The sequence below is a fragment of the Pseudomonas fluorescens genome (assembly GCF_902497855.1).
Taxonomy (GTDB): Bacteria; Pseudomonadota; Gammaproteobacteria; order Pseudomonadales; family Pseudomonadaceae; genus Aquipseudomonas; species Aquipseudomonas fluorescens_BI.
Genome location: NZ_CABVHU010000004.1, coordinates 18,976 through 32,516, shown reverse-complemented (window position 1 = coordinate 32,516; position 13,541 = coordinate 18,976). Strand labels below are relative to the sequence as shown.

General features: G+C 61.9%; 10 protein-coding genes. 9 read left to right on the top strand and 1 reads right to left on the bottom strand.

Annotated elements, in window-relative coordinates; all coding sequences use genetic code 11:
* Window positions 1-279: 279 nt before the first annotated feature.
* Both F8N96_RS09955 and F8N96_RS09950 read left to right on the top strand, forming a co-directional pair.
* Window positions 280-1,254 carry a quinone oxidoreductase family protein gene (locus tag F8N96_RS09955; RefSeq protein ID WP_150797646.1) on the top strand — a complete coding sequence of 325 codons (975 nt, stop codon included), beginning with the start codon at window positions 280-282 and terminating at the stop codon, window positions 1,252-1,254.
* 55 nt (window positions 1,255-1,309) lie between these two features.
* Window positions 1,310-2,245 (top strand): LysR family transcriptional regulator, encoded by a 936-nt coding sequence (locus F8N96_RS09950; protein ID WP_150797645.1) that lies wholly within the window; start codon window positions 1,310-1,312, stop codon window positions 2,243-2,245.
* Window positions 2,246-2,293: 48 nt separating this feature from the next.
* Here F8N96_RS09950 and F8N96_RS09945 read toward each other — a convergent pair whose 3' ends face one another.
* Window positions 2,294-3,394, bottom strand: coding sequence for a polyamine ABC transporter substrate-binding protein (locus F8N96_RS09945; RefSeq protein ID WP_064678213.1), 1,101 nt, complete (start codon window positions 3,392-3,394; stop codon window positions 2,294-2,296).
* 410 nt (window positions 3,395-3,804) lie between these two features.
* On the opposite strand from F8N96_RS09945, the gene F8N96_RS09940 reads away from it, so the two are divergent.
* The 7 genes from F8N96_RS09940 to F8N96_RS09910 all read left to right on the top strand — a co-directional run bounded on the left by F8N96_RS09940 (window position 3,805) and on the right by F8N96_RS09910 (window position 13,196).
* Window positions 3,805-5,181: a pyridoxal-phosphate dependent enzyme gene (locus F8N96_RS09940; protein ID WP_150797644.1), complete on the top strand. Its 1,377-nt coding sequence runs from the start codon at window positions 3,805-3,807 to the stop codon at window positions 5,179-5,181.
* A complete protein-coding gene (locus tag F8N96_RS09935) occupies window positions 5,178-6,356 on the top strand; it encodes a cystathionine gamma-synthase (protein WP_150797643.1) in 1,179 nt (392 codons plus the stop codon). Before F8N96_RS09940 ends, F8N96_RS09935 begins: the two co-directional genes overlap by 4 nt.
* A 191-nt stretch (window positions 6,357-6,547) precedes the next feature.
* Window positions 6,548-7,585 carry a TerC family protein gene (locus F8N96_RS09930; protein ID WP_150797642.1) on the top strand — a complete coding sequence of 346 codons (1,038 nt, stop codon included), beginning with the start codon at window positions 6,548-6,550 and terminating at the stop codon, window positions 7,583-7,585.
* Between the two features lie 218 nt (window positions 7,586-7,803).
* Window positions 7,804-9,102 carry a sialidase family protein gene (locus F8N96_RS09925; RefSeq protein WP_150797641.1) on the top strand — a complete coding sequence of 433 codons (1,299 nt, stop codon included), beginning with the start codon at window positions 7,804-7,806 and terminating at the stop codon, window positions 9,100-9,102.
* Window positions 9,099-9,701 (top strand): hypothetical protein, encoded by a 603-nt coding sequence (locus F8N96_RS09920; protein ID WP_150797640.1) that lies wholly within the window; start codon window positions 9,099-9,101, stop codon window positions 9,699-9,701. Before F8N96_RS09925 ends, F8N96_RS09920 begins: the two co-directional genes overlap by 4 nt.
* Window positions 9,702-9,729: 28 nt before the next feature.
* Window positions 9,730-11,766 (top strand): LTA synthase family protein, encoded by a 2,037-nt coding sequence (locus F8N96_RS09915; protein ID WP_150797639.1) that lies wholly within the window; start codon window positions 9,730-9,732, stop codon window positions 11,764-11,766.
* A gap of 158 nt (window positions 11,767-11,924) precedes the next feature.
* The gene (locus tag F8N96_RS09910) at window positions 11,925-13,196 is read left to right on the top strand and encodes an epoxide hydrolase family protein (RefSeq protein WP_150797638.1); all 1,272 of its coding nucleotides are present in this window, start codon (window positions 11,925-11,927) and stop codon (window positions 13,194-13,196) included.
* The last annotated feature ends 345 nt before the right edge of the window (window positions 13,197-13,541 follow it).

Genomic DNA, 13,541 nt, shown 5'->3' with positions numbered 1-13,541 from the left:
CCGCTTTCTGGTTCTATCACCTGTAAACCGCTTTCTGGTTCGATCGCCTGTAAACCGCTTTCTGGTTCTATCGCCTGTAAACCGCTTTCTGTAGGAGCCAGGCTTGCCGGCGAAGGCGTACTCAAGATCGCCTTCGCCGGCAAGCCTGGCTCCTACGGGTCCGGTTGAGCGCTGGCGATTGCTGCATCGGGTGCAATTATGAACTGCAATTGCTCCGACTAGTGCTCCACCGTCGTACAATCCACACTTCTGACACACCCAATGTGTACGGAGTCGAAGATGGTAAGCACCGTTGTCGTTCATGAAACAGGCGGGCCCGAGGTTTTGCGGTTCGAGCACTCCACGGCGCAAGCACCGGGCGTCGGCGAAGTCTGGCTGGAGCAAAAAGCGATCGGGCTCAATCCTTTGGACTTGAGCCAACGCAGCGGCGCTGTCCGTGTGCCCCTGCCCTGCGGACTTGGCCTTGAAGGCGCCGGACAGGTGATGGCGATCGGGCCGGGCGTGACCGGGTTTGCCGTGGGCGACAGGGTCGCGTACGCCACCGGCCCGCTGGGTGCCTATGCCAGCGCCCGCCTCTTTCCGGCCAATCGACTGGTGAAGATCGGCGATGAACTGGGTTACGACGAAGCGGCGGCCCTCCTGTTCAAGGGGATCACTGCCCATTACCTGCTCAAGACTACCTGTCCCGTTGGCCCGGGCACCCGAGTGCTGTTGTATGGCGCCGCGGGCGCGTTGGGGCAGATCATGGTGCCCTGGGCAAAACACCTCGGCGCCTTCGTCATCGGTGTGGTCTCGAAACCCGACAGCGTCGAGCGCGCCAAGGCAGCCGGTTGTGATGCAGTGCTGGTTTTCGACGCCGCGACACTGGCCTCCCAGGTGGCGGAGCTGACCGGCGGGCATAAGGTTGACGTCGTGTATGACCCCATCGGCAGAGTGTCTTTCGAAGCATCGCTCGACAGCCTACGCCCGCGCGGTTTGATGGTGTCTTTCGGCATGGCCTCGGGCGCTCCGGCGCCGGTGGAAGTCAGCACCCTCAACGCCAAAGGTTCGCTGTTCCTGACCCGCCCCTCTCTCGCCGCGCATACCGCCACTGCGCTGGACTATCAGCAACGCGCACAAGAGGTGTTGCAAGCGGTCGCCAGCGGTATCATTCAGCCTCGAATCGGGCGGCGCTATCCCTTGGCTGACGTAGCCCTGGCGCATGCCGAGATGGAAAGTGGACGGGCGCAAGGTGCAATCGTCCTCATACCCTGATCCGAGGCGTGATCAGGACCTGATGTCTGCGTGATTTGGCGAGGTGTGTGGTTGCATGGATCTGTTCGATAGCCGGCAGGCAGATGAACTCGCCACACTCCTGGCGTTGTCCGAACACGGCTCTTTTGCCGCCGCCGGAAGGATGCTGCAACGGCACCCGTCGGTACTGTCCAAGCGGCTCGGCGCCATGGAGCTTCGCCTGGGGATACGTCTGGTCGAACGCACCACCCGGCAACTGCGGTTTACCGACGAAGGCGCACGCCTGGTCTCGCGGCTGCGTCATGCCGTGGATCTGATCGCGCAGGCAGAGCAGGATGCGGCACAGGGCGCGGCACAGGTCAGGGGCCGTTTGCGCATCGCCCTGCCGGCCGCGATGGGTCGGTTATGGCTCGGCGCAATGGTCTCGGAGTTCGCCCTGGCTTACCCCGAGGTATCGCTGGAGGTCGAATACGCGGAGCGTTTCGTGGACATCGTCGCCGAAGGTTTCGATGCCGCGATTCGCATCGGTGAGCTGGCAGACAACCGACTGGTCGCCCGCAAGTTGTGCGATCACCGCCGAATCCTCTGCGCGGCCCCCGCCTACCTGCAGCGCCATGGCGAGCCGAATACACCGGCGGACCTCGCCGATCACAATTGCCTGGGTTTCACCGGGCTGCATTCGTACCCGGAATGGAAGCTCGCCCGTACTGACGACCAGCAATCCATCAAGGTGCGCAGCACCATGGTCAGTAACGACAATGAGGCGCTGCTATCCGCTGCGCGCATGGGGCTGGGCATCCTTGCCGGGGGTGAATGGCTGATGACCCGAGACCTCGCTAGCGGTCAGTTGGTCAGAGTGCTGCCCGACTGGCAGCTGGATGCCGATGCCGGTGTTTATCTGGTGCGTCCTTCAGCCCGCTACAACACGGCAGCGACGACGGCTTTCAAGCAGTGGATCGAGGCACGGTTTGCACGCGGCGCGCCATGGCAGTTGCACGAACCGGGTGAGTGACTTGTGGCGAGGGCGCTTGCTCCCTCGCCACAAGAGTCAGGGTGGCGTTTAATTGCCGGACTTGATACTGGTCCAAACCCGGGTCCGCACGCGCTCAAGCTTCTGCGGCAACGGTTGCACCACGTATAGCGTTTTCAACGCCTCACTGGTCGGCGTCAGGTTCGGGTTGCCGGTGATCTCCTTGTTGATCAGCGCGATCGAGTCCTTGTTGGCATTGGGGTACCCGAGGAAGTCACTGATCGGGGCGATGACTTTGGGGTCGAGCAAGGTGTTGAGGAACTCGTGGGCCTCGTCGACATTCTTCGCGCTCTTGGGAATGGCAAAGGTGTCAAACCAGATCGGTGCGCCTTCCTTCGGCAGGCGCCAGTCGACGACCACGCCGTTGCCGGCCTCTTTGGCGCGATTGCCGAACTGGTAGAAGCTGCCGGAGTAGCCGATGGCGACGCAGATGTCGCCATTGGCGATGTCGGTCATGTACTTGGCCGAGTTGAAGTAGGTGACGTAGGGACGAATCTTCAGCATCAGCGCCTTGGCTTTTTCATAATCGTCCGGGTTCTGACTGTTGGGGTCGAGCCCCAGGTAATGCAGGGCCAGCGGCAGGATTTCCGAAGGCGAGTCGAGCATCGCCACGCCACAGGCCTTGAGCTTCTCCATGTTCTCGGGCTTGAACACCAGGTCCCAGCTGTCCACCGGTGCGTTTTCACCCAGCGCGGCCTTGACCTTGTCCGGATTGAAGCCGATCAGCACGGTGCCGTACATGTAGGGCACGCCGTATTGATTGCCGGGGTCGTTCTTGTCCAGCAGCTTGAGCAGGGCCGGGTCCTGGTGCTGCCAGTTCGGCAGTTTAGACTTGTCGAGTTTCTGGAACACGCCGGCCTTGATCTGGGTTTCGATGAACTGGTTCGACGGCACCACCAGGTCGTACCCCGAATTGCCCGTCAGCAGCTTGGCTTCCAGGGACTCGTTGGTGTCGAAGGTGTCCCAGGTGACTTTGATGCCGGTGTTCTGGGCGAAGTCCTTGGGCACCGAGGGCAGGATGTAATCCGCCCAGTTGTACACCCTCAGTTCGCGCTGTTCGGCCTGTGCTGCGCCGGCCAGCAGCGTCAGCCCGCAAACAGTGACGCCCAGCATGCGTTTCATCGTGTCCATGGATTTTCCCCAAGTGTGGCGTTAGCTCGATGGTTTTTATGTTCTGTACACGGCAGCGGCCTGCAAAATTGAAGGAGCAAGAAGAGTATGGTTGTGGTTTCGCTGGTGCGTGTGAATCGGCGCTCGCCCCTGATTCTTGCCGACCGTCTGGGCGGATCACAGTGCGGGGTTGGCCAAAAGGGGATCGCAATGGCCAATATCTGTGTCCGGAGAAAGACGCTACTTTCGTTCGCCGACTAACGGCAGGAACCGCGTTTTCGGAGCCGACGCTAACAAATGGCCGTGCGCGGTTGCGAGAGGGGCAATCCCGGCCTATGTTCCAAACGACGCATTTGCTTGCGACCGGCGCGCGAGAACTCGCCGCGGGTTGCTGTCCCATCCAGTGCAGATTTTTGCAGCGAGGTGACAACATGCCGAACGACTCCCGCCCCGCCGTGCTCGAACTGATCGGCAATACGCCGCTGGTGCGTATCAGCCGCTTCGATACCGGCCCGTGCACCCTGTTTCTCAAGCTTGAATCGCAGAACCCCGGCGGTTCGATCAAGGATCGCATCGGGCTGGCGATGATCGACGCCGCCGAGCGCGATGGCCGCCTGCGACCGGGCGGCACCATAGTCGAGGCCACGGCCGGCAACACCGGCCTGGGCCTGGCGCTGGTCGGCCGGGCCAAGGGCTACCGGGTGGTGCTGGTAGTGCCGGACAAGATGTCCACCGAGAAGGTCCTGCACCTCAAGGCCATGGGGGCCGAGGTGCACATCACCCGCTCCGACGTCGGCAAGGGCCATCCCGAGTACTACCAGGACGTTGCCGCGAAACTGGCACGAGAGATTCCCGATGCCTTCTTCGCCGATCAGTTCAACAACCCGGCCAATCCGCTGGCCCATGAATGCAGCACCGCGCCGGAGATCTGGGCGCAGACGCAACATGATGTGGACGCCATCGTCGTCGGCGTCGGTTCGGCCGGCACGCTGACCGGGCTGACCCGTTTCTTCCGCCGGGTGCAGCCGGAGCTGGCCATGGTGCTGGCCGACCCGGTCGGTTCGGTGATGGCCGAATACAGCCGCAGCGGCACTCTCGGTACACCCGGGTCCTGGGCAGTCGAGGGCATCGGTGAAGATTTCATTCCGTCGATTGCCGATCTGAGCAGCGTTCGCCATGCCTATTCGATCAGCGACGAGGAAAGCTTCGATCACGCCCGTCAACTGCTGCGCGCCGAAGGCATTCTCGGCGGCTCTTCGACCGGCACCCTGCTGGCCGCGGCACTGCGTTATTGCCGCGAGCAAACCGAGCCGAAACGGGTGGTCAGTTTTGTCTGCGACACCGGCACCCGCTACCTGTCCAAGGTCTATAACGACCAGTGGATGAACGATCAGGGCCTGCTGCAATACAAGCACTATGACGATCTGCGCGACCTGATCGCCCGGCGCTTCGAGGATGGCCGGGTGATCAGCGTCGGCCCGGACGACACCCTGCTCACCGCGTTCCAGCGCATGCGCCTGGCGGATGTGTCGCAATTGCCGGTGCTGGTGGACGGCCAGCGACTGGTCGGGGTGATCGACGAGTCCGATATCCTGCTCGGCATGCAGGAAGATCCCTCGCACTTTCGCATGAGCGTGGCCAGCGCGATGACGGACAAGGTGCAAACCCTGCCGCCTGGCGCCAGCCTGGCTGAACTGCAGGCGGAGCTTGACCGCGGGTTGGTGGCGATCATCGCCGATGCGTCGGGCTTCCACGGCCTGATTACCCGAGTCGACCTGCTCAACCACTTACGGAGAGCGCTGACATGAGTCAACACGATGAAAACGCGGCAACCCGCGCCTTCGCCACCCGCGTGATCCACGCCGGGCAGGTGCCGGACCCGACCACCGGGGCGCTGATGCCGCCGATCTACGCCAACTCCACCTACTTGCAACAGAGCCCCGGCGTGCACAAGGGCTTCGACTACGGACGCTCGCACAACCCGACGCGCTTTGCCCTGGAGCGCTGCGTCGCGGACCTTGAAGGCGGTACCCAGGCTTTCGCGTTCGCCTCCGGGCTGGCGACGATTTCCACGGTGCTGGAACTGCTCGACACCGGGGCGCACGTCGTCTCCGGCAACGATCTGTACGGCGGGACTTTCCGTCTGTTCGACAAGGTGCGTCGGCGCAGCGCCGGGCTTCGCTTCAGCTTCGTCGACCTCTCGAACCTGACGGCTTTCGAAGCGGCGCTGCAGGACGACACGCGCATGGTCATGGTCGAGACCCCGAGCAATCCCCTGCTGAGCCTCACTGACCTGGCGGCCATCGCGCGCATCTGCCGTGACCGAGACATCATTTGTGTGGCCGACAATACCTTCGCCAGCCCGTGGATACAGCGCCCGCTGGAACTGGGCTTCGACATCGTGCTGCACTCGACGACCAAGTACCTGAACGGCCACTCCGACGTGATCGGCGGCATCGCCGTGGTCGGCCAGAACGCCGAATTGGCCGAGCGCCTGGGTTTCCTGCAGAACGCGGTGGGGGCTATCGCCGGGCCGTTCGACGCCTTTCTGACCCTGCGCGGGGTGAAAACCCTGGCACTGCGCATGGAACGCCACTGCAGCAACGCACTGGAGCTGGCGCAATGGCTGGAGCGTCAGCCCCAGGTGGCGCGCGTCTATTATCCAGGGCTGCCATCGCACCCGCAGCACGAACTGGCGCGGCAGCAGATGCGCGGTTTCGGCGGGATGATTTCCCTCGACCTCAACAGCGACCTGGCAGGCGCCAGGCGCTTCCTCGAAAGTGTGCAGATCTTTGCCCTGGCCGAAAGCCTGGGTGGCGTGGAAAGCCTGATCGAGCACCCGGCGATCATGACCCATGCGACCATTCCTGCCGAGACCCGTGCGCAGCTTGGCATCGGCGATGCGCTGGTGCGTCTGTCGGTGGGGGTCGAGGATGTGGAGGACCTGCGTGCGGACTTGAGCCAGGCGCTGGCGCGGATTTGAGCACCCTGTACAGGCGCATGGAGTGCAGGACTGACGCGGTGAAGTAGCATGGAGCGCGCCGACGGGCCGGTCGCCAGAGCCTGCAATACTTCGAAAATAACGAAGGATCAGCAAAAAATAAACGATTTTTCCTGAAGCCACCTGATCGATAGCATGACCTGCACCTGCCTCGATCAGTCGGGAAAAATCGCATGTCCTCCATGACCATCGGCGAACCCTGGATGTGGGCCAGCTTCATCGCCTTCATCGTCTGCATGCTGGCGCTGGACCTTTTCGTGTTCGGTGGACGCAAGGCGCATCGCGTGTCCGTCCGCGAGGCGCTGTCCTGGGTCATTGCCTGGAGCGGCCTGGCACTGGTTTTCGCCGCCCTGCTCTGGTGGTACCTGAACGACACCTTCGGCGCGCAGGTCGCCCAGCGCAAAACCCTTGAATTCCTCACGGGTTACCTGATCGAGCAATCACTGTCGATCGACAACATGTTCGTCTTCGTCATGATCTTCGGGTACTTCGCTGTGCCGCCGGAGTTGCAGCGCCGGGTTTTGCTGTATGGCGTGCTGGGCGCCATCGTGATGCGCACCCTGATGATTTTCGCCGGGGTCTGGCTGGTGTCGCAATTCGCCTGGCTGCTCTATGTCTTCGGCGCGTTCCTGATGATCACCGGGACAAAGATGCTGATCTTCGCCGACCAGCAGCCCGATCTGGCCAGGAACCCCTTACTGGGCTGGCTGCGAGGTCATTTGCGCGTGACCGACGGCTTTCACGGCGAGCGGTTCTTCGTGGTGCTCGATGGCGTGCGCTGGGCGACGCCGATGTTTCTGGTGATGGTCCTGATCGAGGCCAGCGACCTGATATTCGCGGTCGACAGCATCCCGGCGATCTTCGCCGTGACCACCGACCCCTTTATCGTGTTCACCTCCAACATCTTCGCGATCATGGGCTTGCGCGCCCTGTACTTCCTGCTCGCCGACATGACCGAGCGTTTTCATCTGCTCAAATACGCCCTGGCCATCGTCCTTATATTCATTGGCGGCAAGATGTTGCTCATGCCGTGGTTTCATCTGCCGATCCAATGGTCGCTGGCGCTGGTCGCCGGCATCATCCTGGCCTCGGTGCTGTTGAGCCTGTTCCTGAGCAGGGAAAAACGCCAGGCATTGGCGAAGCACAATGAACGAGACCCGGGAATGGCCAAAATAATGCGGCAGCGGCAAGAAACGAACAAAACCCGGTGATGTTTGCCTGGGCAAACGGAGTTTCAGACTGACGGTCATACACCGGTTAAACGCCGCAAACACTGGCGCTAGGCGCTACCGCATCAGCCGTTTTCGGTCGATATTGATCATTAAAACATTTACTTACAATTCAATGACTCGTTAAACACCGAGCTGTCGGCTACTAGTGATAGGTTACGGCGCTTGCCCGGGCCATGAGATGCTCTTCTGCCTTAATTATGCGCATCAATCTTCCCAGTCTTCCTGCCTTCGGTGCCTACCTTGCCCTTGCCTGCCTGTTCGCGGGCGCATGGTTCAGCCACCCGGCCCCTGTGCATTCGTCCTTTGCCCTGATGAAACCGGTCATGGCGGTGGCCGATCAAGTGGCCAAGCCCATCTATACCAGCCGGTTCGCCTCGTCCGGCCTGGTAGACTTCGTGCACTCCTCGGCGGTCACCGCCCTGCCTGACGGCAGCCTGATGGCGGTCTGGTTCGCCGGCACTCGCGAAGGCGCGGCCGACGTGCAGGTGCGCTCCGCCCGCTTCGACGCCAACTCCGGCGAGTGGGGTGCGGAACAGGTCCTGGCGACGCGTGACTCGACTCAACAGGGCACCCGCAAATACATTCGCAAGCTGGGCAATCCGGTGGTCGCACTCGCGCCGGACAATCGCCTCTGGCTGTTCTACGTGTCCGTGTCCATGGGCGGCTGGGCCGGCAGTGCGGTCAATGTGATGGTCTCGGACGACTTTGGCCGCCAATGGTCCGAACCGCGCCAATTGATCACGTCCCCCTTCCTGAACATCAGCACCCTGGTCCGCTCGGCACCGGTGTTTCATGCCGACGGTTCGATCGGCCTGCCGGTCTATCACGAGTTTCTCGGCAAATTTGCCGAGTACCTGTATTTGAGTGCGGACGGCAATGTGATCGACAAATACCGCATCAGCCACGGCAATAACTCCCTGCAACCTACGGTGGTTCCGCTGGATGGGCAGCGCGGTGTGGCCTTGCTGCGCTACGCCGGCAACGTCCACCACCGGGTGCTGGCGACCCGCACTGAAGATGCCGGGCAAACCTGGAGTGAACCCTACCCGCTCGATCCATCGAATCCGAACTCCTCGTTGGCGGCGGTCGCGACCCCCGAACACGGGTTGCTGGTAGCGCTCAATGACCTGCAGGAGGGGCGATTCAAGCTGAGCCTGTACGGTACCGACGCAGAGATGGACGATTGGCGTTCGCTCCGGGACCTGGACAAATCCCCTGATCCATTGGGTGCGCCGTTTTCACCCGAGGCCTATAAGGAAATCATCGGCCAGGAATTTCGCGGTTCCAGTGGCGCGCTCCGCCAACCGCTGGAAGCCCAGTTCCTGAGCAACCTCGACACCCGTGTCTGCAAAAGCCAGGGTTGCGAATTCGAATATGAATACCCCTACTTCATCCGCAGTCCCGACGGTATGTATCACCTGGTGTATTCCTGGAACAACACCTTCATCAAGCACGTGACCTTCAACGATGCCTGGCTGGCGGAGCGTGTCCATTGATCAACCTCTGGCAAGCCCATCTCAGCTTCGCAATGATCCTCTTCCTGCTGCTGCCGTCCTTTGGCTTGAACAAGGCCTGGCGTGTCGCGCTGTTGCTCGCCTTGCTGGCCGTCAGCTTCATCCCGCTGGACGGATTGACCCTGGCCGCGTACTTGCGCAGCCACATCGATGACCTTGCCGTCACCACCCTGGTGTTCATGGCCTGGGGTTGCCTGCGTCGAATGGATCTCCTGCCGCCTGCGCAGCAGGGTCAAACCAGCGTATTGATCCTCTTTGCCGTGATGGCCCTGGTGCTGTACCCGGCCACCCTGGGCTTGAGCGACCTGGACCCCTATCGGTTCGGCTTCAGCCCGCGCCCGATGCTGGTGTTCGTCGCATTGCTGACACTCGGCCTGTTTTACCTGCGCAACTACCTGGCCGTCGTGATGCTGGCCGGCGCGACCCTGGCGTTCCTCGTCGGCATCAAGCCATCGCACAATTATTGGGACTACCTGGTCGATCCGCTGCTGGGCCTGTATTGCTGCCTGGCACTGCTGGTGTTGGCCTTGCGCTGGACCTTTGGCTGGTTGAACACGCTGCGCGGCTCATTGCGAAATTAGATTCACGACATTTTTTAGGGGAACACGGATGGGTTGGCTGCAATCGCGACGTTTACATTACTGGCTGGGCGCAATAGCCATAGCATTTGGACTGTTTGCACTGCTGCGGGTGGTGTTCTTCTTCGGCTTTTCCGGCTTTGACGCCAACGCGTTGAGCGCTGAACCGGCCGTGCTGGAAACCCTGGGCATCGGCTTTCGTTTCGACCTGCGCCTGGCCATCCTGGTGATGTTGCCGGTGGCGCTGCTGGCCTGGATTCCGCGCTGGAACCTCACCACCAGCCGCCTGCTGCGCCGGATCGCACGGGTGTACCTGGCCGCGATCCTCAGCGTCATGCTGCTGATCTACATCATCGATTTCGGCCATTACGCGTACCTGGGCGTGAGAATCAACGCCACCGTGCTGCGCTTTATCGAAGATGCGCAAATCTCCCGGGACATGGTCTGGCAGACCTACCCGGTCATCTGGATTTCACTGGGTTGGCTGGCAACCGTCGCCCTGGTGACCCTGGCCCTGGTGCGCCTGGAACGCGTAACCCTGGACCGCCCGCGCAAAGTCATCCACCCGCTCTCCGTCACATGGGGCAGCGCGGTGATGGTGGTGGTGGTGTTGCTGGGCATTCTGGGCCGAGTCGAGAACATGAACCTGGAAAACCCGGTGCCGCTGCGCTGGAGCGATGCGTTCTTCTCGGGTAACAACCAGGTCGCCGCACTGGGCCTGAATCCGGTGATCTTCCTGTACGACACGGTCAAGGTCGGCCAATCGCGCTACGACGAAGCGCAGGTGCGTGAACACTATCCCGCCATGGCCAAGTACCTGGGGGTGGCACAGCCTGACCCGCAACGCCTTGATTTCGTGCGCCACCAAGCACCACAGCCTTACAAGGTACCGGGTAACCGACCACCGAACGTGATGTTCGTCATGCTCGAATCCCTGGGTACCAGCGCCGTCGGCGCCTATGGCAACCCGATCAATCCGACGCCGAACATCGATCGCCTGGCCACCCAGAGCTGGTTCTTCGAGCACTTCTATGTGCCGGTGACCGGGACCGCGAAAACCGTCTGGGCCAGTATCAGCGGGGTGCCTGACGTCACTCGTCAGGAAACCGCGACCCGCAACCCGCTGATCACCAAGCAGCACACCCTGATCAACGCCTTCACCGGTTACGAGAAGCTCTACACCATTGGCGGCAACTCCGGCTGGGCCAACATGAATGCCTTGATCCGGCAGAGCATCGACGGCGTCCGCCTGTTCGAAGAGCGTGACTGGAAGTCCCCGGTGGTGGACGTATGGGGCATTTCCGACCTGGACCTGTTCAAGGAAACCGACCAGATCCTACAGGCACTGCCCAAGGACAAACCGTTCTTCGCCTACGTGCAGACAGCCGGCAACCATCGCCCCTTCACCATTCCCAAGACCAATGACGGCTTCGAGGTCAAGCACCCTACCCTGGAAGAAGTACAGGCCGCCGGATCGCGCAGTGTCGAACAGTACAACGCCGTGCGCCTGCTGGACTTCAACATCGGTCGCCTGATGGAAATCGCCAAGGCAGGCGGCTGGTACGACAACACCATTTTCGTGCTGTTCGGCGACCACAACACCCGTATCGCGCAGATCCCGTTCCTGGCCCCGGCCTACGAGCAACTGGGCCTGGAAAGCAACGCGGTACCGATGATCATCCACGCCCCGGGCCTGCTCGGCACGCGTACCGTCAAGGAAGCCGTGGGCCTGGTGGACTTGCTGCCGACGGTGGCAGGCATGGCCGGCCTCGAATTCCGCAACAGCGGCATGGGCCGGGACATCCAGCAACCCGCACCCGAGGGTGAACGTGTCGTGCCGCTGGTATTGCGCGAAGGCACCTTCCCGCTGATTGCCGGCGTCACCCAGCACTACATGGTGCAGATGGAACACGACGGCAGCTCGCCGACACTCCACGACCTGGCTTCGAAGACGCCGCTGGACAACGTGGCAGAGAAAAACCCGGACGAGTTCAAGCGCTTGGTCGAGTTGACCCGGGGTATGCATGAAACGTCGAGGTTGATGCTGTACCAGAACGTGCGTGAATGACTGAGAGTGGCGGCAGAACCCCGATGCGCGGTTCTGCCGATCCGCTCCCTCAAGCTGGAAAACGATGCGCCCTGTGCACGGGCTGAAAGACCCATTCTTCACTGATGCTATGCTGATCACGAGCGAACTCATCCTGCCCCTCAACCGAGGTAGTGAAGATGAAGCACCTACTCGCGGTCGTTCTGGCTGTCCTCTCGCTTTCCATTCCACCCCCCGCCAGTACAGCGCCCACCGACGACGCGAACGCCGTCCGCCCCTTCCACGTCGCCATCGCGGACAAGGACCTCACCGACCTGCGCACCCGCATTGCCGCAACCCGCTGGCCGGACAAGGAAACGGTTACCGATCGCTCCCAGGGCGCACAGCTGGCGCAGTTGCAGGATCTGGTTCGTTACTGGGCCACCGATTACGACTGGCGCAAGGCCGAGGCGCAGCTCAATGCGTTGCCGCAGTACATGACCACCATTGACGGGGTCGATATCCACTTCATCTGGGTGCGCTCGCCCAGTCCGAACGCGCTGCCCATGATCATGACCCACGGTTGGCCTGGCTCGGTGTTCGAGTTCATCGAGGTGATCGGCCCACTCACCGACCCGGCCGCACACGGGGGCAAGGCCGCCGATGCATTTGATCTGGTGATACCGTCCATTCCAGGTTACGGCTTCTCCGGTAAACCGGCTGGCCCCGGTTGGGACCCGGACCGGATCGCGCGGGTCTGGGCGCAGCTGATGCAGCGCCTGGGATACACCCACTACGTGGCCCAGGGCGGCGACTGGGGTGGCCCCATCACCAGCGCGATGGCGCGACAGGCACCGGCCGGGTTGCGCGGCATTCATCTGAATCTGCCGGCGACGATTCCGCCGGAGGCCGGCGCGGCACTGGCTGTCGGCGGGCCGGCGCCGGCGGGATTCTCCGAGGAGGAGCGCGCGACTTTCGACGCTGTCGCCACCCTGGTCAAACAGGGCAATTTGGCCTACAGCACGATGATGGCCGCACGGCCGCAAATGATCGGCTACGGCGCGACGGACTCGCCGGTGTTCCTCGCGGCGCTGCTGCTGGTGCATCCAGGTTTCGCCAAATGGACATACGGCGCCGACCCTCGGCAGTCGCCGACCAGGGATCAAGTGCTGGATGACATTACGCTGTACTGGCTGACCAACAGCGGCGCTTCGGCAGCACGGCTCTACTGGGAGAACATGGGCCGCAGCCCGCTCTCTTCGGCCGCGCAGAAAACTACTGAGATCAAGTTGCCGGTGGCCGTCACGGTGTTTCCGGATGATGTCTATTACCCGCCGGAAAGCTGGGCAAGGCGCGCTTATGGCAACCTGATCTACTTCAACCAGGCGAAACAGGGTGGCCACTTCGCGGCCTGGGAACAGCCGCAGTTGTTTATTGAGGAACTGCGCACGGCGTTCCGATCGTTGCGCTGAAACGCAAAAATCCTTCAGTCCAGGAATTCACCGGATCGGGCGTCGATGCCTGGCGCTCCCCGTCTACTGGCGTGGCGTATCGCCCCAAAGCCGTCCTTGGTCAGAGGGTGATGAGTTCAGTGAGTAGGCGGAACGGAATCAGGCACGTTGAGAAAGGCGTTCCAGATCTCGTACGCATCGTGATGTCTTTTGGTCGCATCGTCCCACGCCGGCCCTGAAACGCATCTGGATGAAACCAGCACCATCATGCCCATCGTGGCGGCATCCAGTTCGATCAGCAGTGCGTGGGATTGGGTCCTGAAGTCTTCGACCGATATCATTGCGTGTGCCCCGGGCGGAAATCAC

Excerpts from the sequence above, each read along its gene's own strand:
- F8N96_RS09915 (WP_150797639.1), top strand. The coding sequence starts at position 9,730 with ATGGGTTGGCTGCAATCGCGACGTTTACATTACTGGCTGGGCGCAATA.
- F8N96_RS09945 (WP_064678213.1), bottom strand. The coding sequence starts at position 3,394 with ATGGACACGATGAAACGCATGCTGGGCGTCACTGTTTGCGGGCTGACG.
- F8N96_RS09935 (WP_150797643.1), top strand. The coding sequence starts at position 5,178 with ATGAGTCAACACGATGAAAACGCGGCAACCCGCGCCTTCGCCACCCGC.
- F8N96_RS09930 (WP_150797642.1), top strand. The coding sequence starts at position 6,548 with ATGTCCTCCATGACCATCGGCGAACCCTGGATGTGGGCCAGCTTCATC.
- F8N96_RS09950 (WP_150797645.1), top strand. The coding sequence starts at position 1,310 with ATGGATCTGTTCGATAGCCGGCAGGCAGATGAACTCGCCACACTCCTG.
- F8N96_RS09955 (WP_150797646.1), top strand. The coding sequence starts at position 280 with ATGGTAAGCACCGTTGTCGTTCATGAAACAGGCGGGCCCGAGGTTTTG.
- F8N96_RS09940 (WP_150797644.1), top strand. The coding sequence starts at position 3,805 with ATGCCGAACGACTCCCGCCCCGCCGTGCTCGAACTGATCGGCAATACG.
- F8N96_RS09910 (WP_150797638.1), top strand. The coding sequence starts at position 11,925 with ATGAAGCACCTACTCGCGGTCGTTCTGGCTGTCCTCTCGCTTTCCATT.
- F8N96_RS09925 (WP_150797641.1), top strand. The coding sequence starts at position 7,804 with ATGCGCATCAATCTTCCCAGTCTTCCTGCCTTCGGTGCCTACCTTGCC.